Source organism: Pseudomonas sp. B111, assembly GCF_026428275.1.
Classification (GTDB): domain Bacteria; phylum Pseudomonadota; class Gammaproteobacteria; order Pseudomonadales; family Pseudomonadaceae; genus Pseudomonas; species Pseudomonas aeruginosa.
In genome coordinates, this window is sequence record NZ_CP097857.1 from 3,330,762 (window position 1) to 3,351,693 (window position 20,932).

At 63.7% G+C, this 20,932-nt stretch carries 18 protein-coding genes and 2 pseudogenes; 17 read left to right on the forward strand and 3 right to left on the reverse strand.

What is annotated here, in order from left to right; genetic code table 11:
• Positions 1 to 13 precede the first annotated feature (13 nt).
• The 11 genes and pseudogenes from M6E97_RS15410 (at position 14) to M6E97_RS15455 (ending at position 12,101) form a co-directional block, all read left to right on the forward strand.
• Positions 14 to 523: an ureidoglycolate lyase gene (locus M6E97_RS15410; protein WP_003083329.1), complete on the forward strand. Its 510-nt coding sequence runs from the start codon at positions 14 to 16 to the stop codon at positions 521 to 523.
• A 48-nt stretch (positions 524 to 571) separates the two neighbouring features.
• On the forward strand, positions 572 to 1,849 hold the full coding sequence (locus tag M6E97_RS15415) for a urate hydroxylase PuuD (RefSeq protein ID WP_003083321.1): 1,278 nt from the start codon (positions 572 to 574) through the stop codon (positions 1,847 to 1,849).
• A 618-nt stretch (positions 1,850 to 2,467) separates the two neighbouring features.
• Positions 2,468 to 2,986 (forward strand): Hcp family type VI secretion system effector, encoded by a 519-nt coding sequence (locus tag M6E97_RS15420; protein WP_003083317.1) that lies wholly within the window; start codon positions 2,468 to 2,470, stop codon positions 2,984 to 2,986.
• Between the two features lie 179 nt (positions 2,987 to 3,165).
• A complete protein-coding gene (locus M6E97_RS15425; RefSeq protein ID WP_031640703.1) occupies positions 3,166 to 5,694 on the forward strand; it encodes a type VI secretion system Vgr family protein in 2,529 nt (842 codons plus the stop codon).
• Positions 5,691 to 7,007: pseudogene (locus M6E97_RS15430) on the forward strand (esterase/lipase family protein); the annotation flags it as partial. The gene M6E97_RS15425 and the pseudogene M6E97_RS15430, both read left to right, overlap by 4 nt.
• A 66-nt stretch (positions 7,008 to 7,073) precedes the next feature.
• Positions 7,074 to 7,382 (forward strand): IS3 family transposase, encoded by a 309-nt coding sequence (locus M6E97_RS31205; protein WP_003128477.1) that lies wholly within the window; start codon positions 7,074 to 7,076, stop codon positions 7,380 to 7,382.
• A gap of 8 nt (positions 7,383 to 7,390) precedes the next feature.
• Positions 7,391 to 8,236 (forward strand): IS3 family transposase, encoded by an 846-nt coding sequence (locus M6E97_RS15435; RefSeq protein ID WP_413685828.1) that lies wholly within the window; start codon positions 7,391 to 7,393, stop codon positions 8,234 to 8,236.
• Positions 8,172 to 8,636 (forward strand): annotated as a pseudogene (locus tag M6E97_RS15440) (hypothetical protein); the annotation flags it as partial. The gene M6E97_RS15435 and the pseudogene M6E97_RS15440, both read left to right, overlap by 65 nt.
• Positions 8,633 to 9,778, forward strand: coding sequence for a T6SS immunity protein Tli4 family protein (locus M6E97_RS15445; protein WP_023875554.1), 1,146 nt, complete (start codon positions 8,633 to 8,635; stop codon positions 9,776 to 9,778). The pseudogene M6E97_RS15440 and the gene M6E97_RS15445, both read left to right, overlap by 4 nt.
• A 12-nt stretch (positions 9,779 to 9,790) precedes the next feature.
• Entirely contained in the window at positions 9,791 to 10,051 is a 261-nt protein-coding gene (locus tag M6E97_RS15450) for a PAAR domain-containing protein (RefSeq protein ID WP_003105819.1), read from the forward strand.
• 682 nt (positions 10,052 to 10,733) lie between these two features.
• Positions 10,734 to 12,101 (forward strand): nucleobase:cation symporter-2 family protein, encoded by a 1,368-nt coding sequence (locus tag M6E97_RS15455; protein WP_003083208.1) that lies wholly within the window; start codon positions 10,734 to 10,736, stop codon positions 12,099 to 12,101.
• 91 nt (positions 12,102 to 12,192) lie between these two features.
• Here M6E97_RS15455 and M6E97_RS15460 read toward each other — a convergent pair whose 3' ends face one another.
• Together M6E97_RS15460 and moaA are read right to left on the reverse strand one after the other, a co-directional pair.
• A complete protein-coding gene (locus M6E97_RS15460; protein ID WP_003087185.1) occupies positions 12,193 to 12,522 on the reverse strand; it encodes a low molecular weight protein tyrosine phosphatase family protein in 330 nt (109 codons plus the stop codon).
• Positions 12,523 to 12,705: 183 nt separating this feature from the next.
• Positions 12,706 to 13,701 carry a GTP 3',8-cyclase MoaA gene (gene moaA / locus M6E97_RS15465; RefSeq protein ID WP_003083204.1) on the reverse strand — a complete coding sequence of 332 codons (996 nt, stop codon included), beginning with the start codon at positions 13,699 to 13,701 and terminating at the stop codon, positions 12,706 to 12,708.
• A 235-nt stretch (positions 13,702 to 13,936) separates the two neighbouring features.
• Here moaA and M6E97_RS15470 point away from each other — a divergent pair, with 235 nt between their 5' ends.
• Both M6E97_RS15470 and M6E97_RS15475 read left to right on the forward strand, forming a co-directional pair.
• The gene (locus M6E97_RS15470) at positions 13,937 to 14,587 is read left to right on the forward strand and encodes a TetR/AcrR family transcriptional regulator (RefSeq protein ID WP_003087183.1); all 651 of its coding nucleotides are present in this window, start codon (positions 13,937 to 13,939) and stop codon (positions 14,585 to 14,587) included.
• Between the two features lie 23 nt (positions 14,588 to 14,610).
• Entirely contained in the window at positions 14,611 to 14,883 is a 273-nt protein-coding gene (locus M6E97_RS15475; protein ID WP_124080878.1) for an SDR family oxidoreductase, read from the forward strand.
• 108 nt (positions 14,884 to 14,991) lie between these two features.
• On the opposite strand, the gene M6E97_RS15480 is transcribed toward M6E97_RS15475, so the two are convergent.
• Positions 14,992 to 15,423 carry a GlcG/HbpS family heme-binding protein gene (locus M6E97_RS15480; RefSeq protein ID WP_003083199.1) on the reverse strand — a complete coding sequence of 144 codons (432 nt, stop codon included), beginning with the start codon at positions 15,421 to 15,423 and terminating at the stop codon, positions 14,992 to 14,994.
• 328 nt (positions 15,424 to 15,751) lie between these two features.
• Here M6E97_RS15480 and gcl point away from each other — a divergent pair, with 328 nt between their 5' ends.
• From gcl to M6E97_RS15500, 4 genes are all read left to right on the forward strand, one after another.
• Positions 15,752 to 17,527 carry a glyoxylate carboligase gene (gene gcl / locus M6E97_RS15485; protein WP_003087182.1) on the forward strand — a complete coding sequence of 592 codons (1,776 nt, stop codon included), beginning with the start codon at positions 15,752 to 15,754 and terminating at the stop codon, positions 17,525 to 17,527.
• A gap of 95 nt (positions 17,528 to 17,622) precedes the next feature.
• Positions 17,623 to 18,405: a hydroxypyruvate isomerase gene (hyi, locus tag M6E97_RS15490; protein WP_003087181.1), complete on the forward strand. Its 783-nt coding sequence runs from the start codon at positions 17,623 to 17,625 to the stop codon at positions 18,403 to 18,405.
• A gap of 74 nt (positions 18,406 to 18,479) precedes the next feature.
• A complete protein-coding gene (locus M6E97_RS15495) occupies positions 18,480 to 19,370 on the forward strand; it encodes a 2-hydroxy-3-oxopropionate reductase (RefSeq protein ID WP_003087180.1) in 891 nt (296 codons plus the stop codon).
• 296 nt (positions 19,371 to 19,666) lie between these two features.
• Positions 19,667 to 20,932, forward strand: coding sequence for a glycerate kinase type-2 family protein (locus M6E97_RS15500; RefSeq protein ID WP_031685976.1), 1,266 nt, complete (start codon positions 19,667 to 19,669; stop codon positions 20,930 to 20,932).

Below are 20,932 nucleotides of genomic sequence, written 5' to 3' on the forward strand. Positions count from 1 at the left end.
CGACAGGATCAGTATGCGCACTCTCAAGATCGAGCCGTTGACCAAGGAAGCCTTCGCCCCGTTCGGTGACGTGATCGAAACCGCCGGCAGCGACTATTTCATGATCAACAACGGCTCCACCCGCCGTTATCACAAGCTGGCCACGGTCGAGACCGCGCAGCCGGAAGATAACGCGATCATCAGCATCTTCAGCGCCGAGAAGCTGGAAATGCCGTTGCGCATCCGCATGCTGGAACGCCATCCGCTGGGCAGCCAGGCCTTCATCCCGCTGCTCGGCAACCCCTTTCTGGTCGTGGTCGCGCCACTTGGCGATGTACCTGTACCGGGCCTCGTCCGCGCCTTCCTGACCAACGGAAGGCAGGGCGTCAATTACCACCGCGGCGTCTGGCACCATCCGGTGCTGACGATCGAAAAGCGGGATGACTTCCTGGTGGTCGATCGCAGCGGTTCCGGGAACAACTGCGACGAGCATTTCTTCACCGAGGACGAACAGCTCCTCCTCGACCCCCAATCAAACCAATAAGAGAGGTCCTGCCGCCGGTCCGCCGGCCAGGGCAAGAGGTACAAGACTGTGGAAGCACATCTCATCGAATGGCTGAACCTGCTGGTGCGCTGGATTCACATGATCGTCGGGATCGCGTGGATCGGCGCTTCGTTCTATTTCGTCTGGCTGGAGAACAACCTCAACCGCAGCAACCCGCGTGAAGGCCTGTCCGGAGACCTCTGGGCAATCCACGGTGGCGGCATCTACCACCTGGAGAAGTACAAGCTGGCTCCGCCGAAAATGCCGGAGAACCTGCACTGGTTCAAATGGGAGGCCTACTCCACCTGGATGTCCGGGGTGGTGTTGCTGACCATCGTGTTCTACCTGAACCCGACCCTCTACCTGATCGCCCCCGGCAGCGACCTGGCGCCGGCGGCGGCCATCGCCATCGGCATCGGTTCGCTGGTCTGCGGCTGGTTCGTCTACACCATCCTCTGCGATTCGGCGCTGGGCAAGACCCCTGCCCTGCTCGGCCTGGTCCTGTTCGTCCTGCTGGTCGCCGCCGCCTACGGCCTGACCCAGGTGTTCAGCGGCCGCGGCGCCTACCTGCACGTCGGCGCGATCATCGGCACCATCATGGTCGGCAACGTGTTCAGGGTGATCATGCCGGCCCAGCGCGCGCTGGTGAAAGCCATCGAAGAAAACCGCGAGCCCGATCCGGTGCTGCCGGCCAAGGGCCTGCTGCGCTCCCGGCACAACAACTACTTCACCCTGCCGGTGCTGTTCATCATGATCAGCAACCACTTCCCGAGCACCTACGGCAGCCAGTACAACTGGCTGATCCTGGCCGCCATCGCGGTGCTCGCGGTACTGGTACGCCACTACTTCAACACCCGCCACGAAAGCAACCGCTTCGCCTGGGCACTGCCCGCCGGCGCGCTGGGCATGATCGCCCTGGCCTTCGTCACCACGCCGAACTACCAGCAGGCTTCCGCACCGCTGGCCAGCACCCCGGCGGCGGCACCGGCACAACCGGCGACCGGCGGCGACGCACCAGCCGCGCCTGCCGCGACCCAGGCGTCCAATGCCGGGGCCGCGAGCGGAGCCGACTTCGACAAGGTCCATCACGTGATCCAGGAGCGCTGCACCGTCTGCCACTCGGCGAAACCGACCAGCCAGCTGTTCAGCACCGCGCCAGGCGGGATCATGCTCGACACCCCGCAGCAGATCCAGCAACTGGCACCGAAGATCCAGGCCCAGGCCGTGGCCTCGCAGATCATGCCGCTGGGCAACATCACGCAGATGACCCAGGAAGAACGCAACCTGATCGGCAGCTGGATCGCCAAGGGCGCACAGATCAACTGAGCCTTGGCCGAAAGGCGAAGAACCGCACCTCCGGTTCCCCGCAGCAGAACAACCCTGCTGGCCCTACCCCAAAAGCCCTCTCCATAGAGGGCTTTTGGCCATAACTGGCCATATCTTTCAGCCCCCAACCTCTCCGATAACTCACTTTCCTTCACCCAGGGCCGCTGGAACGAAACCGTGCGGCGCTCCACCATTGAAAGCGACCAACCAACCGTCGCTGTCCGCAGGTACGTATCGTCTCGTATTTGCCCAGCAAACTTCGCTCGGGTGATCTGTGTGGCCGGCGGACCGGTGCTGCGTCGTGTGATAGTGCGCGCCCCATCTTCGGCTGCCTTGCCAATGAAGAACTGTGCAACTTTTTGGTTGATAACGTTGTGGATAGAACGCTAGGGAACAAATACCCAAAGGGCTCCGAGAGAGTGCGCAACTTTTTGCAAGCGGTGCGCAAAAAGTTGCGCAATTTTCAGTGTTCTTCCCATGAGAATCGCCAGCGAGTTTTTGGCTTCCCCCAATAACGCCTTGATGGAAAAGAGTTTCAAGACTAGTGGCACGGTTCTTGTCTAGCACCGATGTCCCCGGCATATCGCCTGGGCACTTTCAACGACAAGGAACGTATCCATGGCAACCCCCGCCTATATGTCCATCACCGGCACCAAGCAGGGCCTGATCACCGCCGGCGCCTTCACCGAGGACTCGGTCGGCAACACCTATCAGGAAGGCCACGAGGACCAGGTGATGGTCCAGGGCTTCAACCACGAAGTGATCATCCCGCGCGACCCGCAGTCCGGCCAGCCGACCGGCCAGCGCGTGCACAAGCCGGTGGTCATCACCAAGGTCTTCGACAAGGCCTCGCCGCTGCTGCTGGCCGCCCTGACCTCCGGCGAGCGCCTGACCAAGGTCGAGATCCAGTGGTACCGCACCTCCGCCGCCGGCACCCAGGAGCACTACTACACCACCGTCCTGGAAGACGCGATCATCGTCGACATCAAGGACTACATGCACAACTGCCAGGACCCGGGCAACGCCCACTTCACCCACCTGGAAGACGTGCACTTCACCTACCGCAAGATCACCTGGACCCACGAAGTCTCCGGCACCTCCGGCTCCGACGACTGGCGCTCGCCGGTCGCAGGGTGAGTTGACAGGCACACCGGTCGTACACCTGTACGGCCGGTTCTCCGTCGAGCCGAAAATGTCCGCTACTTCGCGAAATAGACACCGAGCCAAGACTTTCGGCAGCGGCTGAGCAAGAGTAACGTGGCTTGCTCCTCCAATGGATTGGAAAGGAACTGCCCACCCGGAACAGGGAACGATCCATGCGTCAAAGAGACCTGAAATTCACCTTCGTCGTTGGCGAAGGGAAACTCGCGTTCGATGTCGTCGAGTTCGAACTGGAAGAAGCGCTCTGCGAGCCTTTCCGCCTGAACCTGAAGCTGGCCAGCGACAAGAACGCCATCGATTTCAAGCAGGTACTCGACCAGCCGGGCACCTTCACCCTCTGGCAGGACGGCCGTCCGGCCCGCTATGTCCATGGCATCGTCAGCCACTTCACCCAGGGCAGCTCGGGTTTTCGCCGGACCCGCTACGAACTGCTGCTGGAACCGCAGTTGGCGCGCCTGGAGCTGTGCTGCAACTGGCGGATATTCCAGGAGAAGAGTGTTCCGGAGATTCTCCAGGCGCTGCTCAAGGAGCACCGGGTGCTCGACTACGAACAGCGTATCTACCACGAGCACCTGCCACGCGAATACTGCGTGCAGGCCGGCGACAGCGATCACTACCTGCACGACCGGCTGGCCTTCGAGGAAGGCCTGGTCTACTACTTCCGCTTCGACGAACACCGCCACACCCTGGTCTGCAGCGACCGGCTCTACGTCCAGGAGCGTATCGCCGGCGGCCCGGTGCTGTTCAGCGCCCAGCCGGAGGGCGACAACCCGCAGCCGGTGCTTCATTCTTTCCGCTACAGCGAAAATGTTCGTACGGCTCGACAGACCCAGAGGGACTACAGCTTCAAGCGCCCGACCTACGACCAGGAGCATCATCTCGCTGGCGAGGCGCTCGAGCATCAGGACTCGTCCTACGAGCGCTACGACTACCCCGGTCGCTACAAGCAGAGCGGCGCGGGCCGGCCTTTCAGCGAAAGCCGCCTCAGAGGACATCGGCGCGATGCACGGGTGGCATCGGTCAGCGGCGACGACCCGCGGCTGATCCCGGGCCACGCCTTTGCCCTGGAAGGTCATCCGCGTGCCGACTTCAACGCCTGGTGGCGGCCGGTGCGGGTGGTCCATCGCGGCACCCAGTATGCCGGCCAGGAGGAAGAGTCCGCCGACGCCCCTCTGGGGGTGAGCTACGACCTGCGCGCCGAACTGGTACCCGAGGACGTCGAATGGCGTCCCGCACCGCTGCCTCGGCCGCGTATCGATGGTCCGCAGATCGCGACGGTAGTCGGCCCGGCAGGGGAAGAGATCCATTGCGACGAGTGGGGACGGGTGAAGGTCCAGTTCCCCTGGGATCGCGAGGGACGTCACGATGAGTTCAGTACCTGCTGGATACGGGTCGCGCAGAACTGGGCAGGTGCCGACTGGGGGCACATGGCGATCCCGCGGATTGGCCAGGAGGTGATCGTCGATTACCTGGACGGCGACTGCGACCAGCCGATCGTCACCGGGCGTACCTACCGGGCGACCAACCGGCCGCCCTACGCGCTGCCCGACCACAAGATCCTCAGCACCATCAAGAGCAAGGAATACAAGGGCAGTCGGGCCAACGAGCTGCGCATCGACGACACCACGGCGCAGATCAGTGCGGCGCTGATGAGCGACCACGGTGCCAGCGCGCTGCACCTGGGCTACCTGACCCATCCTCGGCCCGAAGGCGGCAAGCCGCGCGGCGAGGGCTTCGAACTGCGCACCGACGAACATGGCGCGGTGCGTGCGGCCAAGGGGCTGCTGCTGAGCACCGAGGAGCAGCTCAGGGCCGGCGCCGGCCATCTCGACCGAGGCGTCGTGGTGCAGGTGCTGGAGGCGGCGCTGGAGCTGGCCCGCGAGCTGGGCGACTACGCCGGGGAGCACCAGGGCGTGGGGCACGACGCGGCGCCGCAGCAAACCCTCCAGGAAGCCGTGCGCGACCTCGGCCACGGTGCCAACGACGAGTCCGGCAAGAGCAACGGAGGCAAGCCGGCGATCGCCTTGAGCGGTCCGGCAGGGATCGCCGCGGCGACGCCGGCGAGCCTGACCCTGGCCGCCGGCGAGCACGTCGACAGCGTGGCCCGGCAGAACCAGCAGGTGACCGCCGGGCAGAAGGTGGTGATCAACGCCGGCAGCGACATCGGCCTGTTCGCCCAGGGCGGCGAGCTGCGCCAGATCACCCACCAGGGGCCGATGCTGCTGCAGGCGCAGAAGAACGACATCCGCCTGGAAGCCGAGCAGAGCGTGGAGGTCAGCGCCAGCCAGCAGCACGTGCTGGTCACCGCGAAGGAGCACATCACCCTGATGTGCGGCGGCGCCTACCTGACCCTCAAGGGCGGCAACATCGAGCTGGGCATGCCCGGCAACTTCGTGGTCAAGGCGGCGAAGCACAGTCATGTCGGTCCCGCTCATGCATCGACCAGCTTCAACGCCTGGGATTCGACACCGTTCGATGACCGGTATGTCCTGCGCGACGAAGCCACGCTGGAGCCGTTACCCAATATCGCCGTTGAAGTGATACGAGGCGATGGTGGTGTGGTGAAACTGATGACCGACAGCCAGGGCCGTTTACCCAAGCAACAACACCTGGCCATGGACCCGGTGCAGATACGCATCCTGGGCAAGGGCAGTCACAACAGCGACACGGAGTCCAACACATGAGCAGCGAACCGCTCGAGCCGAATCAGGATGTGATCATCCCTCGCTCTCGCGACAGGCTGGGACGGCCTGTCTACAAGGCGCAGTTGACCCGTACCGACAACCAGAGCGAAAAGGTGGCGCTGGTTCGGCAGACCGCTCCCCTGCCGGTGATCTTCATTCCGGGGATCATGGGAACCAACCTGCGCAACAAGGCAGATAAAAGCGAGGTCTGGAGGCCGCCGAATGGTCTGTGGCCTCTGGGAGACTTCGCTGCCTCGTTTGGTGCGTTGTGGACTTGGGCCTGGAGGGGCCCAAAGGTCCGTCAAAAACTTCTGAGATCCGAGAGAGTGGAAGTCGATGACCAAGGCACGATCGATGTCGGCCAGTCTGGCCTGGATGAAGAGGCTGCCCGCCTGCGCGGCTGGGGCAAGGTCATGCGCAGTGCGTACAACCCCGTCATGGGATTAATGGAGAGGCGACTGGATAACATCGTCAGCCGTAGGGAACTCCAGGCATGGTGGAATGACGAAGCCCTCTCTTCTCCTGGAGATCAGGGTGAGGAGCAGGGAAAGGTGGGGCCGATCGATGAAGAGGAATTGCTCAAGGCCAGCCGATACCAGTTCGACGTCTGGTGCGCCGGTTATAACTGGCTACAGTCCAACCGGCAGTCGGCGCTGGATGTACGCGACTACATCGAGAACACGGTGTGGCCCTTCTACCAGAAGGAGTATGGTCTCGATCCCGAGCAAATGAGTCGTATGAAAGTCATTCTGGTCACCCACTCGATGGGAGGGCTGGTGGCGCGTGCCTTGACGCAGTTGCACGGCTATGAGCGCGTATTGGGGGTGGTGCATGGCGTGCAACCTGCGACGGGTTCCTCGACCATCTACCATCATATGCGTTGTGGCTATGAAGGTATCGCACAGGTCGTGCTGGGACGAAATGCCGGTGAAGTGACAGCCGTTGTCGCCAACTCGGCCGGCGCGCTGGAGTTGGCCCCTAGCGCCGAATACCGGGAAGGACGTCCCTGGCTGTTTCTGTGCGACGCGCAAGGCCAGGTACTCAAGGATATTGATGGAAAGCCTCGGGCTTATCCGCAGAACCAGGATCCTTATGAAGAGATATACAAGAGCTCTACGTGGTATGGATTGGTGCCTGAACAAAATGCACAATATCTAGACCTATCAAACACTGAAAATAAAAAGAAAAATCCCAGGGTAATTTTTGAGAAGAAAATTGATGCTATTGCTGACTTTCATAATGAATTGGCTACGGCGGGCTACCACGTCGAAACCTATGTTCATTACGGTGCTGACGATAGCCGCCATAGTTGGCTGTAGTGGTCTACTGATCCCGGACACCGATTTAGGCGAGAATCCTCGCCGTGAGAGAGGTGTCTGATGAGCAAGCAACGACGTACGTTTTCCGCCGAGTTCAAACGAGAGGCCGCGGCCCTGGTGTTGGACCAAGGCTACAGCCATATCGACGCCTGCCGTTCGCTGGGGGTGGTGGATTCGGCCTTGCGCCGTTGGGTGAAGCAGCTCGAGGCGGAGCGCCAGGGTGTGACCCCGAAGAGCAAGGCGTTGACGCCTGAGCAGCAAAAGATCCAGGAGCTGGAAGCCCGGATCAACCGATTGGAGCGGGAGAAAGCGATATTAAAAAAGGCTACCGCTCTCTTGATGTCGGACGAACTCGATCGTACGCGCTGATAGACCAGTTGAGTGAGCAGGAGTCGGTGGAAGTGGTCTGTTCAGCTTTCGATGTGGCGCGGTCTTGCTACTACGTCCACCGTCTTCGACGGCGGCGTGTCGATGCTCGCCGCGTGGCGCTACGCAGCCAAGTCAACCAGTTGTTCAGCCAGAGTCGGGGCTCGGCCGGCAGCCGCAGCATTCTGGGCATGCTGCGCGAAGAGGGCGTGACCATCGGCCGTTTCCGAGTGCGTCGGTTGATGCGTGAGCTGGGCCTGGTCAGCAAGCAACCGGGCTCGCACGCCTACAAACAGGCCACGGTTGAGCGGCCGGATATCCCGAATCGGCTGAACCGCAAATTCGCGACCGAGCATCCCAATCAGGTGTGGTGTGGCGACATCACCTACGTCTGGGCGCAAGGCCGTTGGCACTACCTGGCCGCGGTGCTGGATCTGCATACCCGGCGGGTGATCGGCTGGGCGTTCTCGGCCAAGCCGGATGCCGAACTGGTGATCAAGGCCCTGGACATGGCCTACGAACAGCGCGGCAGGCCACAGCAGGTGCTGTTCCATTCAGACCAGGGCAGCCAGTACGCCAGCCGCCTGTTTCGGCAACGGCTCTGGCGCTATCGGATGCAGCAGAGCATGAGCCGTCGGGGGAATTGCTGGGATAACTCGCCGATGGAGCGCCTGTTCCGCAGTCTGAAGTCGGAGTGGGTCCCGTCAACGGGTTACCTGACGGCGCAGGAGGCCCAACGGGACATCAGTCATTACTTGATGCACCGCTACAACTGGATCAGGCCGCATCAATTCAACGACGGGTTACCACCTGCGGTGGCCGAAGAAAAACTCAACCCACTGTCCGGGATGGGTTGACCACTACAGACGTGATTTGATCTGGAAAGGTGACCCGACCCCTCTGGAAACCCCTGGCGCCACACTCAACGACGATGAGAACGGCACTTACAACAGTTGGTTCCGCCGGGGCTTGCCCACCATAGTGCAGGGTCCGCTGGAGGCGGGAAATCCACTGGACGCTTCCGGCAGCGGAGGTGACGAAACGGTACCGACCGACTCCGGCCAGGCGCCTGCCCTGGCAGGTGTCAAGGCCAGCTTTCGGCATGGCAGCAAGGGCAAGGGACAGGCCAATACCAAACGGGGCTATGAGCACCAGGAGAGTTACAACGATGCTCGTGCCCAATGGGCAGCGCTATATGGTGTGATCAAAATCACCCAGTTGGCGGATTGGCATCCTAATGACAAAGGAGGGACATGATGCATCCCCGTCGGTTGTTTGCTGTACTTGGGTTGGTGGTCTTGACCAGCATGACCAGTTGTACTTCGTTTTCTTCTTCTCGGAGCCCTTCCATGGACAAGACCGGATGGATCACTCATTGCTTTGGTCGCTTTCTGATTGATCTGCCGCCTGACGCGGTAATTAACGCCGGATACTATCTATGGGGCGACAACATCCAACGGCTAGATGGCACACCTGCTGAGCTAGCAGCCAGGATTGCCCATCGCGAGCAAGAGTTACGGAATGGCATTCATAAAAAAACAAAGGAGAGCATGTTTGTTCGGAGGGCGGAAGACAAGGCTGGAGCCATTAGCCTGTGGTCTTGGGATTCGAATGCTAGTTTGCTTTCTTATAGGGTTGACTCATATTTTGTGGCTCATCCCAAGGGAGAGGTTTTTCTATACTCAGGAGAAGTTACTCACGATAAAAAGAAGGAAGGGGAGGAAGCTATCAATGATATATCCCGAAGCCTTCGCTCTCGCGAGCCCAAAGAAGCTCCAACTGAGCCGGGCTTTTGCATTGATCATGCCTATATTGCAGGGGAGAGTTTTCAAGATGAAGAGTTTGGCGTAGGTGTTACCTTTCCCAATCACCCTGGTGCGCGCTTTGAATTCCGCTCCTCCACGGGATCTGAGCTAAACAGCCTTCTTGAGCGAGTCGACGGCTTCGTGCAGAACATGCTCGCTACGGTTGCTGGAGTCGAGAGATTGAGAAAGGGGAAGCACCCTGTGGGGAGCCTTCCGGGAGAGGAGTACTTGGTTGCGGGAAGCAACAAGGGACAGCGCGCCTACACATTCATGTGGGAGGTTCAAGGCAAGGAGGAATCGCTAACCGAGCCCAATCTTACTGCGGGACTGGCGGTACTGGAACGCAGCAATGAAAACGGTAAACCACCGCCCCCTGCCTTCAAATCGGACAAAGAGGCTTTGGAACTGTGGGACGCCATTGTCGATTCGATCCGCGTGCGCCCGACGTCTTCATCGCCGCGTGGCGGAAATGCCGGTCCTTCCCCTGCTCCGAAACCCGCTACGCCTGGCGGCCAAACGCTCGGTGATCACTATGTCTACGAGGAATTCCTCTCCAGCCTGAAGCCAAAAGACAGCTGGCTGGACGACCTATAGGAGCAACCCGCGATGGACATCATTCGCCTTGGCGACACCACCAGCCATGGAGGCACGGTGATTGAGGCGTTCGGCCAGACCGACCTCAACGGCAAGCCGATGGCCGGTGTAGGCCACCAAGTGGTTTGCCCCTTGTGCAAGGGAACCTTCCCCATTACCGAAGGTAGCGCCCTGCTGGATGTGAATGGGGTCCCGGTCGCGCTACATGGGATGAAAACAGCTTGTGGTGCCAGCCTGATTGCCAGTGGCCCGTTGGGCGCTGCCGAAAGCTGAAAAAGGGGGACGTTCGATATGCCGAACGACTTCGGCGACCTCCTTCGTGCCTCTCCTGTAGAACGCTCAGGAAAACTCCGCCGGCTTCTTGTCCAGCCTGACCTGCCCCGAGCCTTGGCACCTTGGCCAGTCTGCCGTTGTGCACTCCAGCAAGCGCTGGCGGCATTCTCTTTACTCGTTGAGCGTCTCCATTGCCGCCAGGATCTACTGGCGCTCAGATAGCCGGTTGCTCTCGCGCACGTCGCTGCTTGTAGTCGCCAATGCAAGCAGGCGTTCCGCAAAGCCCCATGGCTGATCCCGGGCGACAGGGTTCAAGGCCTTGCTGCACTGGGCTTGCGCTCACTGAGGTAGGGGTCGCTGAAAACTCCCAGCGGCTAGAGCACGTCGGCTATCCGACCAATGTCGTACACCGCCGGGCGTCCCGGGGGTAGCCGGCGCCAGCACTATGGATACAGTGGAAGCAGCTCTGGAAAGCCTGTAGTAGACCGATTGGTCAACTACAAAAAATTACTTTGTATACAAAAAATCGATTGAATCGAGCACACAACGGGGATATAAAACACCCCACCGCATCGCCCTGAAGCCTGGGGTGGATGTTCGGCCAGAAATACCCGGCCGCCGGAACCTGCCTTTTCCGGTGTCCGCCTGCGACTGACAACAATAAAAACGCCTGAGGTGTTGCATGTCCGTGGTAACTGATCGCCGCATCCCCGACTCGCCCGTAGACCAGCGCCTGCCGCTGACGCAGCTGCTGCTGGTGGGCTTCCAGCATGTGCTGCTGATGTACGGTGGCGCCGTCGCCGTGCCTCTGATCGTCGGCCAGGCGGCCGGCCTCTCGCGCGAGGAAATCGCCTTCCTGATCAACGCCGACCTGCTGGTCGCCGGCATCGCCACCCTGGTCCAGTCGCTGGGCATCGGCCCGATGGGCATCCGCATGCCGGTTATGATGGGCGCCAGCTTCGCCGCCGTCGGCAGCATGGTGGCGATGGCCGGGATGCCCGGCGTGGGCATCACCGGGATCTTCGGCGCGACCATCGCCGCCGGTTTCTTCGGCATGCTCATCGCCCCCTTCATGTCGCGCATCGTGCGTTTCTTCCCACCGCTGGTGACCGGCACGGTGATCACCTCGATCGGCATGTGCCTGTTCCCGGTGGCGATCAACTGGGCCGGCGGCGGCAAAGGCGCGGAAGACTTCGGCTCCCTGCACTTCCTGTTCCTCTCCAGCCTGGTGCTCTGCACCATCCTCCTGATCAACCGCTTCATGCGCGGTTTCTGGGTCAACATCTCGGTGCTGATGGGCATGGGCCTGGGCTACGCGATCGCCGGCGGCATGGGCATGGTCGACCTCGGCGGTCTGGCCGAGCGCCCCTGGTTCGACATCGTCACCCCGCTGCACTTCGGCGCGCCGACCTTCGACCTGGCGCCGATCCTGTCGATGTGCCTGGTGGTAGTGATCATCTTCGTCGAGTCCACCGGCATGTTCCTCGCCCTGGGCAAGATCACCGGCCGCGAGATCACCCCGACCGAACTGCGCCGCGGCCTGCTCTGCGACGCCGGCGCCTCGTTCTTCGCCGGTTTCCTGAACACCTTCACCCATTCCTCGTTCGCCCAGAACATCGGCCTGGTGCAGATGACCGGGGTGCGCAGCCGCTACGTCACGGTGGCCGCCGCCGGTTTCCTGATCCTCCTCAGCATGCTGCCCAAGGCCGCCTTCCTGGTCGCCTCGATCCCGCCGGCGGTACTCGGCGGCGCCGGCATCGCCATGTTCGGCATGGTCGCCGCCAGTGGCATCCAGATCCTCCACGAGGCCAACATCACCGACCGCCGCAACCAGTTGCTGGTGGCGGTAAGCATCGGCATGGGCATGGTGCCGGTGGTGCGCCCGGACTTCTTCGCCCGCCTGCCGGTCTGGATGGAGCCGATCACCCATAGCGGCATCGCCATGACCGCGATCTGGGCGGTGGTGCTGAACCTGCTGTTCAACATCCTCAGCCGCAACGACCGCAGCCACTTGTGCGGCAGCCACGCGCCGGCGCCCAAGCACTCCTGACTCCCTGGCGGACCGGCGACACTTCCGGTCCGCCCTTCCCTCGGGCCGGACTTCGTCCGGCTTCTTTTTTTCCGCTCGCGGTCCGCACCACTCAGTCCCGCCGAAGGAAAGGCCCCGCCTTGCGCTCCAGCAGATGCAGCAATTCCGCCTGCATGTAGGCGTAGTCGTCCGGGATATCCAGGCAGACCAGGCGCTTGCCTTTCATCGCCGCGGCGTGCCGGCGCAGCAGAGCCTGCCGGTGGCGGCGCTCCATGACGACGACCAGCGTCGCCCACTCCAGTTGCTCCCGCTCCAGAGGCGTTTCGGCGTCCGCCGCCAGCCCGGCGGAATCGGTCTCGACGCCCGGCCAGTCGGCGAACAGCCGTTCGGCGCTGGGACTACGCAGGCGGTTGCGGCTGCAGATGAACAGGACCCGGTGCATGGGAGGCTTTCCTTTGCTGGCGCGGCAGGCAGCATGACTTCTTCGCCGCGTTTCGGTGTTGCGCCGCGTCGCTTTTCCCGGGACGGGGCAGCGAGCGGTGCGCGTCGGAACACGGTCGCCCGGGAGGCATGGGGGAGGAAGCGGCGGATGGCGCCGTTACTGCCATCGCCCAGGAGGATACCGTCAGCCGCCGGTCATGCTCATGAAACGCAGCACCTGGACCTGCTCCTGGGCGTCGAAGTGATGCCGCTCCGGCTTCAGGTTCAGCGCCGCCACCAGTGCCGCGCTCAGGCGCTCGCGGTCGCCGGGATGGCTGCGCAGCAGTTCGCGCAGGTCGAGCGCCCCCTCGTGGCCGAGGCAGAGCACCAGCTTGCCCTCGGCGGTGACGCGCACGCGGTTGCAGTCGCCGCAGAAATTATTGCTGTGAGGTGAGATGAAGCCGATCCGGCTGGGCTCGTCGCCGATCTGGTAATACCGCGACGGCCCGCCGCTGCGCGCCAGGCTCGGGGTCAGCGGCCAGCGGCGCTCGATGATCGCGCGGACTTCGTCGCTGGTGCAGAGGGTCAGTTCGCGACGGTGGCTGGTGATGCTGCCCAGCGGCATTTCCTCGATGAAACTGATGTCCAACTGGTTGGCCAGGGCGTACTCGACCAGGTCGAGGATCTCGTCGTCGTTGCGGCCCTTCTGTACCACGCAGTTCAGCTTGATCCGCTCGAAACCGGCTTCGCGCGCCGCCTGGATGCCGTCCAGCACCTGCTCCAGGCGATCGCTACGGGTGAAGGCGGCGAAGCGTTCGCGCTGCAGCGAGTCGAGGCTGACGTTGAGGCGGCGGACGCCGGCGGCCTTCAGCTCGGCGGCGCGCTCGCGCAGTTGCGAACCGTTGGTGGTGATCGCCAGGTCTTCCAGTTCCGCACGCTGCCCCAGGCGTGCCAGCAGGCCGGTGATGCCCTTGCGCACCAGCGGCTCGCCGCCGGTGATACGAATGCGCCGCACGCCGAGGCCGATGAAGGCGTCGGCCACCGCGTACAGTTCTTCCAGGCTGAGGACCTGGTCGCGGGGAAGGAACTGCATGTCTTCGCTCATGCAGTAGGTGCAGCGGAAGTCGCAGCGATCCGTCACCGACAGGCGCAGGTAGGTGATGCGACGGCCGAAGGGATCGACCAGGCGGGAATCGGACATAGTGACTCGTTCTGTTCCGGGGGGCTCGCCCGGCGCTCGGTGGGTGAGCGCGAGCGGGCGACTCGATACCCCTAACGAATACTCCAAATACCGGGAAATGTATAGGGCAAATGAACCGGCGGGTCAGGATTTCCCGGGCCTCCGCCTCGCTCGCACCTTGCTTGAGGGGCGCTCCGGGCGGGTGCTACCATCCTCGGCTTCCTGCCGCCGTTGCAGCAATGAAGAACAAGGACTGATGACCAGCATCCGCGAGCGCAACAAGCGCCTGATCCTCCGCGCCGCCAGCGAGGAATTCGCCGACAAGGGCTTCGCGGCGACCAAGACCAGCGACATCGCCGCCCGCGCCGGCCTGCCCAAGCCCAACGTCTACTACTACTTCCAGTCCAAGGAAAACCTCTATCGCTGCGTGCTGGAAAGCATCGTCGAGCCGCTGCTGCAAGCGTCGGCGCCGTTCCGCGTGGAAGACGACCCGCTGCTCGCCCTGCCCGCCTACATCCGCTCGAAGATCCGCATCTCCCGCGAGCTGCCGCATGCCTCCAAGGTCTTCGCCAGCGAGATCATGCACGGCGCGCCGCACCTGCCGAAGGAATACCTCGACGAACTGAACGCCCAGGCCCAGCGCAACGTCACCTGCCTGCAGACCTGGATCGACCGTGGCCAGCTCGCCCCGGTGGACCCGCATCACCTGCTCTTTGCCATCTGGGCGGCGACCCAGACCTATGCCGACTTCGATTGGCAGATTTCCATCGTCACCGGCAAGGAACAGCTCAGCGACGCCGACTACGACGCTGCGGTGGAAACCATCACCCGCCTGGTCCTGAAAGGCTGCACGCCCGACGGGCAATCCGGCAAGAGCGCCGGCCGGCTTCGGCCGCTGCCGCTCTGACCCGCCGCGGCACGCTCAATCGCGTGCCGCCCCCGCCCCTGCGCCGGCCTCGCACCGAGCGGCGTGACGCGGTATTCGACCCGCGGCGGCAGCTCCGCATACACCTCGCCTGGACGCTATCGGCGGAGTTGCTCGAGCACGGTATCCGGGTCAACGCCCTGAGCCCGGGGCCGACCCGGACGCCAGCGCTGGACAAGGCCGCTACCGATCTCGAGGCCGCCCAGGCGCTGAGGGAGAAGATTGGCCGGGACGCCTGGGGGAGCCGCTGGAGATCGCCAGTGCCGCGCTATTCCTGACCTCGAACGAGCCCCGCTGCAGGTATGGCACGGAAATCCTGGTGGATGGCGGCGTACGCCATCTGAAGAAGGGAGCGAAGGCCCGGTCCTGGTGAACGGGCCGCAAGCTCAACCGGCGTCGGGTACCAGCCCGACCGCCAGCACGCCCTGGATCGCGCATTGCTCGTCGATATCCGAGGTATCGCCGCTGATACCGACCGCGCCGACCACCTCTGCCTTGTCGTTGCGAATCAACACCCCGCCCGGCGCCGGAACCAGATTGCCATGGGCCAGGGTGTTCACCGCGGAAATGAACGAAGGCCGCTGCTGTGCATCCGCCGCCAGCAGCCGCGACGACTTGCCCAGGGCCACGGCGCCCCAGGCCTTGCCGATGGCGATCTGCGGTCGCAGCATGCTGGCGCCGTCCTCGCGCTGCAGCGCCACCAGGTGGCCGCCAGCATCGAGCACCGCGATGGTCAGGGGCGCGGTGGACAGCTCGCGCCCCACCGCCAGCGCCTGGCGGGTAATGCCCAGCGCGGTTTCCAGACTGATGGTGGTCATGGTCGTTCCTCTCGAGTTGTTAAGGCTAGAAATCGGGAAACCACCCGCGATGCGGGCGCGTTCGAAAATTTGTACCCAATCTAGTAGCCGACCGGCCCTACGAAAGCAACATTCCAGAACAATGTGAACATAATTTTGTATACATTTTTTCAAACGCTGGTTTTATAAGCCTGCTAACAAAAATGTTAATTCATTGTTTTTATTAAGGAAAAATTGATTTCAGTGGCTTTTTCCAGCGTATACAACCCATCTTGACCTTGCGCTCCCCCTCTGCCTAGAATCGTTCCAACTTTTGTACACAATTAGTATAAGAACGAGGAACAAAACGATGGCCAGAATGAGAGCAATCGAAGCCGCCGTACTGGTGATGCGCCGCGAAGGCGTGGATACCGCGTTCGGCGTCCCCGGTGCCGCGATCAACCCCATGTACGCCGCGCTGAAGAAGATCGGCGGCATCGACCATGTCCTGGCCCGTCACGTCGAAGGCGCCTCGCACATGGCCGAGGGCTACACCCGTACCAAGGCCGGCAACATCGGCGTCTGCATCGGCACCTCCGGCCCTGCCGGCACCGACATGATCACCGGCCTCTACTCCGCCTCCGCCGACTCCATCCCGATTCTCTGCATTACCGGCCAGGCACCGCGCGCGCGCCTGCACAAGGAAGACTTCCAGGCGGTCGACATCTCCAGCATCGCCGCGCCGGTGGCCAAGTGGGCGACCACCGTGCTGGAACCGGCCCAGGTCCCCTACGTATTCCAGAAGGCCTTCCAGCTGATGCGCAGCGACCGGCCCGGCCCGGTACTGATCGACCTGCCGTTCGACGTACAGATGGCCGAGATCGAGTTCGACATCGACGCCTACGAGCCCCTCCCGGTGAGCAAGCCGAAGGCCACCCGGGTCCAGGCCGAGAAGGTCCTGGCCATGCTCGACGAAGCCGAGCGCCCGCTGCTGGTGGCCGGCGGCGGCATCTTCAACGCCGACGCCGCCGAGCGCTTCCGCGAATTCGCCGAGCTGACCGGCATCCCGGTGATCCCGACCCTGATGGGCTGGGGCGTAATCCCCGACGACCACCCGCAGATGGCCGGCATGGTCGGCCTGCAGACCTCGCACCGCTACGGCAACGCCACCCTGCTGGAATCCGACCTGGTGCTCGGCATCGGCAACCGCTGGGCCAACCGCCACACCGGCAGCGTCGAGGTCTATACCGAAGGTCGCCGCTTCATCCATGTCGACATCGAACCGACCCAGATCGGCCGGGTGTTCATGCCCGACCTGGGCATCGTCTCCGACGCCGGCGCCGCCCTCGACGCATTCCTCGAAGTGGCCCGCGAGTGGAAGGCCGCCGGCAAGCTGAAGTCGCGCGCCGCCTGGCTGGAAAGCTGCCAGCAGCGCAAACGCACGCTGCAGCGCAAGACCCACTTCGACAACGTGCCGGTGAAACCGCAGCGCGTCTACGAAGAGATGAACGAGTTCTTCGGCAAGGATGCCTGCTACGTCAGCACCATCGGCCTGTCGCAGATCGCCGGCGCACAGTTCCTCCACGTCTACCAACCGCGCCACTGGATCAACTGCGGCCAGGCCGGCCCGCTGGGCTGGACCATTCCCGCCGCGCTGGGGGTGGTCAAGGCCGACCCGAGCCGCCAGGTGGTGGCGCTCTCCGGCGACTACGACTTCCAGTTCATGATCGAGGAACTGGCGGTCGGCGCGCAGTTCAAGCTGCCCTATATCCACGTACTGGTGAACAACTCCTACCTGGGCCTGATCCGCCAGGCGCAGCGCGGCTTCGACATGGACTATTGCGTGCAGCTGGCCTTCGACAACATCAACGCCCCCGAGCTGGAAGGCTACGGCGTCGACCACGTCGCGGTGGTCGAGGGCCTGGGCTGCAAGGCGATCCGGGTGTTCGACCCGAACGAGATCGGCGCCGCCCTGGCCAAGGCCCGCGAACTGATGCAGCAGCACCAGGTGCCGGTGGTGGTCGAGGTGATCCTGGAGCGCGTCACCAACATCTCCATGGGTACCGAGATCAACGCCATCAACGAGTTCGAGGAACTGGCCGAGAAAGGCGCCGACGCGCCGACCGCCATCTCGCTGCTCGACTGATCGCCGGCCTTTCCCGGAGGCGCGGACGGTGCGTGCGGCACCCCGCCCCCGGCGAAAGGCCTCCCGAACGTTTGAACGAACGATAGGAGCAAGACATGCCCCGTTTCTGCGCCAACCTGTCCATGCTGTTCACCGAGGTGGATTTCCTCGAACGCTTCGACGCCGCCGCCAAGGCCGGCTTCGCCGGCGTCGAGTACCTCTTCCCCTATGACGTCGAGGCCGAGGCGATCAAGGCCCGCCTGGAAGCCAACGGCCTGGAACAGGTGCTGTTCAACCTGCCGGCCGGCGACTGGGCCAAGGGCGAGCGCGGCATCGCCTGCCACCCGGATCGGGTCCAGGAGTTCCGCGAGGGGGTCGACAAGGCCATTGCCTACGCCAGGGTGCTGGGCAACCGCCAGGTGAACTGCCTCGCCGGGATCCGGCCGCAGGGGCACGACTGCGCCAGCGTCGAGAAGACCTTCGTCGACAACCTGCGCTACGCCGCCGACAAGCTGGAAGCCGCAGGCATCCGCCTGGTCATGGAGATGATCAACACCCTCGACATCCCCGGCTTCTACCTGCAGAACACCCGCCAGGCCCTGGAGATCCGCGACAAGGTCGGCAGCGCCAACCTGTTCCTGCAATACGACATCTATCACATGCAGATCATGGAAGGCGACCTGGCCCGCACCCTGGAAAACCAGTTGGCGGCGATCAACCACGTGCAACTCGCCGACAACCCCGGCCGCCACGAACCGGGCACCGGCGAGATCAACTACCGCTTCCTCTTCGAGCACCTGGACCGCATCGGCTACCAGGGCTGGATCGGCTGCGAGTACAAGCCGGCCACCACCACCGAAGCCGGCCTCGGCTGGATGAAGACGCACAACGTCGTCTGATCCGCACCCACGAACAAGACGCTCCCGCTTCCCTGCGCGGAGCCACTCGACAGACAGAACCAGGAGACACTCTCATGGCCAAGATCGGATTCATCGGCACCGGAATCATGGGCAAGCCCATGGCGCAGAACCTGCAGAAGGCCGGCCACAGCCTGTTCCTTTCCACCCACCACGACGCCGCTCCGGCCGACCTGCTGGAGGCCGGCGCCATTGCCCTGGCCAACCCGAAGGAAGTGGCCCAGGAAGCCGAGTTCATCATCGTCATGGTGCCGGACACCCCGCAGGTCGAGGATGTGCTGTTCCGCAAGGACGGTATCGCCGAGGGCGTCGGCCCGAACAAGGTGGTGATCGACATGAGTTCGATCTCCCCCACCGCCACCAAGGGCTTCGCCGAGAAGATCAAGGCTACCGGCGCGCAGTACCTGGACGCCCCGGTCTCCGGCGGCGAGGTCGGCGCCAAGGCGGCGACCCTGAGCATCATGGTCGGCGGCTGCCCGAACACCTTCGAACGCGCCTTGCCGCTGTTCCAGGCGATGGGCAAGAACATCACCCGCGTCGGCGGCAACGGCGACGGCCAGACCGCCAAGGTGGCCAACCAGATCATCGTCGCGCTGAACATCCAGGCGGTCGCCGAGGCCCTGCTGTTCGCCGCCCGCAACGGCGCCGATCCGGCCAAGGTGCGCGAGGCGCTGATGGGTGGCTTCGCCTCCTCGCGGATCCTCGAGGTGCACGGCGAACGCATGGTCAAGGGCACCTTCGACCCGGGCTTCCGCATCAGCCTGCACCAGAAGGACCTCAACCTGGCCCTGGCCGGCGCCCGCGAGCTGAACCTGAACCTGCCCAACACCGCCAACGCCCAGCAGGTGTTCAGCACCTGCGCGGCCATCGGCGGCAGTAACTGGGACCACTCGGCGCTGATCAAGGGCCTGGAGCACATGGCCAACTTCTCGATCCGCGACGAGTGATCCGCAGTCCGCGCGGGCCGTCACCCCGCGCGGAGCGACGAACCCCTTTTCGAAGGGCTCGGGGAGAGGAACGGTCGGCGAACTCCGGTGTTCGCCGCCGCCCTCTTCCTTCCCCGCCCACAAGGCGGGGTAAAGGAAGCGAACGCCCGGCCGGGAGATTCACGGCCTCTGCGTCCGGGCGCCTCGCTTCCATTCCCCAGTTCCCGCCGGCGCGGGTGCTGCGGAATGGAAGCGTCGACGACGCTGCGACCGCCGGCCCGACCGGCGGCACGACAACAAGAAATTCGGAGCCTGTCATGAGTACCGATCCACGCGCCTTTCTCACCGAGCTGTTCAATACCGCGGTGGCAGCCGGCCATCCCTACCAGGTGCTGGCCGACCACCTGCCGGAAGATCGCAGCGGGCGCGCCATCGTCATCGGTGCCGGCAAGGCCGCCGGAGCCATGGCCGAAGTGGTGGAGAAGCACTGGCAGGGCGAGATCCAGGGCCTGGTAGTGGCGCCTTACCGCTACGGCGCGCAATGCAGTCGCATCGAGGTGGTGGAAGCCTCCCATCCGGTGCCCGACGACGCCGGCGAGCGCGTCGCCCGTCGTGTGCTGGAACTGATCAGCGGCCTGAACGAGAGCGACCGGGTGATCTTCCTTCTCTCCGGCGGCGGTTCCGCACTGCTTTCGCTGCCTGCCGAAGGCATCGACCTGGCGGACAAGCAGGCGGTGAACAAGGCGCTGCTCAAGTCCGGCGCCGCCATCGGCGAGATGAACTGCGTGCGCAAGCACCTCTCGGCGATCAAGGGCGGTCGCCTGGCCAAGGCCTGCTGGCCGGCCAGCGTCTACACCTACGCGATTTCCGACGTTCCCGGCGACGAGGCCACGGTGATCGCCTCCGGCCCCAGCGTCGGCGACCCGACCACCTCCGCCGACGCCCTGGCGATCCTCAGGCGCTACGCCATCGACGTGCCGCAGAACGTCCTCGACTGGCTCGCCGACCCGCGTTCGGAAACCGTCAAGCCCGACGACCCGTGCCTGGCGCGCAGCCACTTCCAGTTGATCGCCACGCCACAGAACGCCCTAGACGCAGCAGCGGTGAAGTGCCGCGCGGCCGGCTTCTCGACGCTGATCCTCGGCGACCTGGAGGGCGAAGCGCGGGAAGTCGCCAAGGTCCACGCCGGCATCGCCCGGCAGATCCGCAAGCACGGCCAGCCGCTGGCGGCGCCCTGCGTGATCCTCTCCGGCGGCGAGACCACCGTCACCGTGCGCGGCAACGGTCGCGGCGGACGCAACGCCGAGTTCCTCCTCAGCCTCACCGCCGAGCTAAAGGGCGAACCGAACATCTGGGCCCTGGCCGGCGACACCGACGGCATCGACGGCTCGGAAGACAACGCCGGCGCGCTGATGACGCCCTGCTCCCATGCGCGCGGCGAAAAGGCCGGGCTGAAGATCCGCGACGAGCTCGACGACAACAACGGCTACGGCTATTTCCAGGCCCTCGGCGACCTGCTGGTGACCGGACCGACCCGCACCAACGTGAACGACTTCCGCGCCATTCTCATCCTCGAGTCCTGA

Excerpts from the sequence above, each read along its gene's own strand:
- M6E97_RS15460 (WP_003087185.1), bottom strand. The coding sequence starts at position 12,522 with ATGCACCGGGTCCTGTTCATCTGCAGCCGCAACCGCCTGCGTAGTCCC.
- M6E97_RS15410 (WP_003083329.1), top strand. The coding sequence starts at position 14 with ATGCGCACTCTCAAGATCGAGCCGTTGACCAAGGAAGCCTTCGCCCCG.
- M6E97_RS15500 (WP_031685976.1), top strand. The coding sequence starts at position 19,667 with ATGAGTACCGATCCACGCGCCTTTCTCACCGAGCTGTTCAATACCGCG.
- M6E97_RS15420 (WP_003083317.1), top strand. The coding sequence starts at position 2,468 with ATGGCAACCCCCGCCTATATGTCCATCACCGGCACCAAGCAGGGCCTG.
- M6E97_RS15495 (WP_003087180.1), top strand. The coding sequence starts at position 18,480 with ATGGCCAAGATCGGATTCATCGGCACCGGAATCATGGGCAAGCCCATG.
- M6E97_RS15455 (WP_003083208.1), top strand. The coding sequence starts at position 10,734 with ATGTCCGTGGTAACTGATCGCCGCATCCCCGACTCGCCCGTAGACCAG.
- M6E97_RS15480 (WP_003083199.1), bottom strand. The coding sequence starts at position 15,423 with ATGACCACCATCAGTCTGGAAACCGCGCTGGGCATTACCCGCCAGGCG.
- hyi (WP_003087181.1), top strand. The coding sequence starts at position 17,623 with ATGCCCCGTTTCTGCGCCAACCTGTCCATGCTGTTCACCGAGGTGGAT.
- M6E97_RS15450 (WP_003105819.1), top strand. The coding sequence starts at position 9,791 with ATGGACATCATTCGCCTTGGCGACACCACCAGCCATGGAGGCACGGTG.
- M6E97_RS15445 (WP_023875554.1), top strand. The coding sequence starts at position 8,633 with ATGATGCATCCCCGTCGGTTGTTTGCTGTACTTGGGTTGGTGGTCTTG.
- gcl (WP_003087182.1), top strand. The coding sequence starts at position 15,752 with ATGGCCAGAATGAGAGCAATCGAAGCCGCCGTACTGGTGATGCGCCGC.
- M6E97_RS15470 (WP_003087183.1), top strand. The coding sequence starts at position 13,937 with ATGACCAGCATCCGCGAGCGCAACAAGCGCCTGATCCTCCGCGCCGCC.
- moaA (WP_003083204.1), bottom strand. The coding sequence starts at position 13,701 with ATGTCCGATTCCCGCCTGGTCGATCCCTTCGGCCGTCGCATCACCTAC.
- M6E97_RS31205 (WP_003128477.1), top strand. The coding sequence starts at position 7,074 with ATGAGCAAGCAACGACGTACGTTTTCCGCCGAGTTCAAACGAGAGGCC.
- M6E97_RS15425 (WP_031640703.1), top strand. The coding sequence starts at position 3,166 with ATGCGTCAAAGAGACCTGAAATTCACCTTCGTCGTTGGCGAAGGGAAA.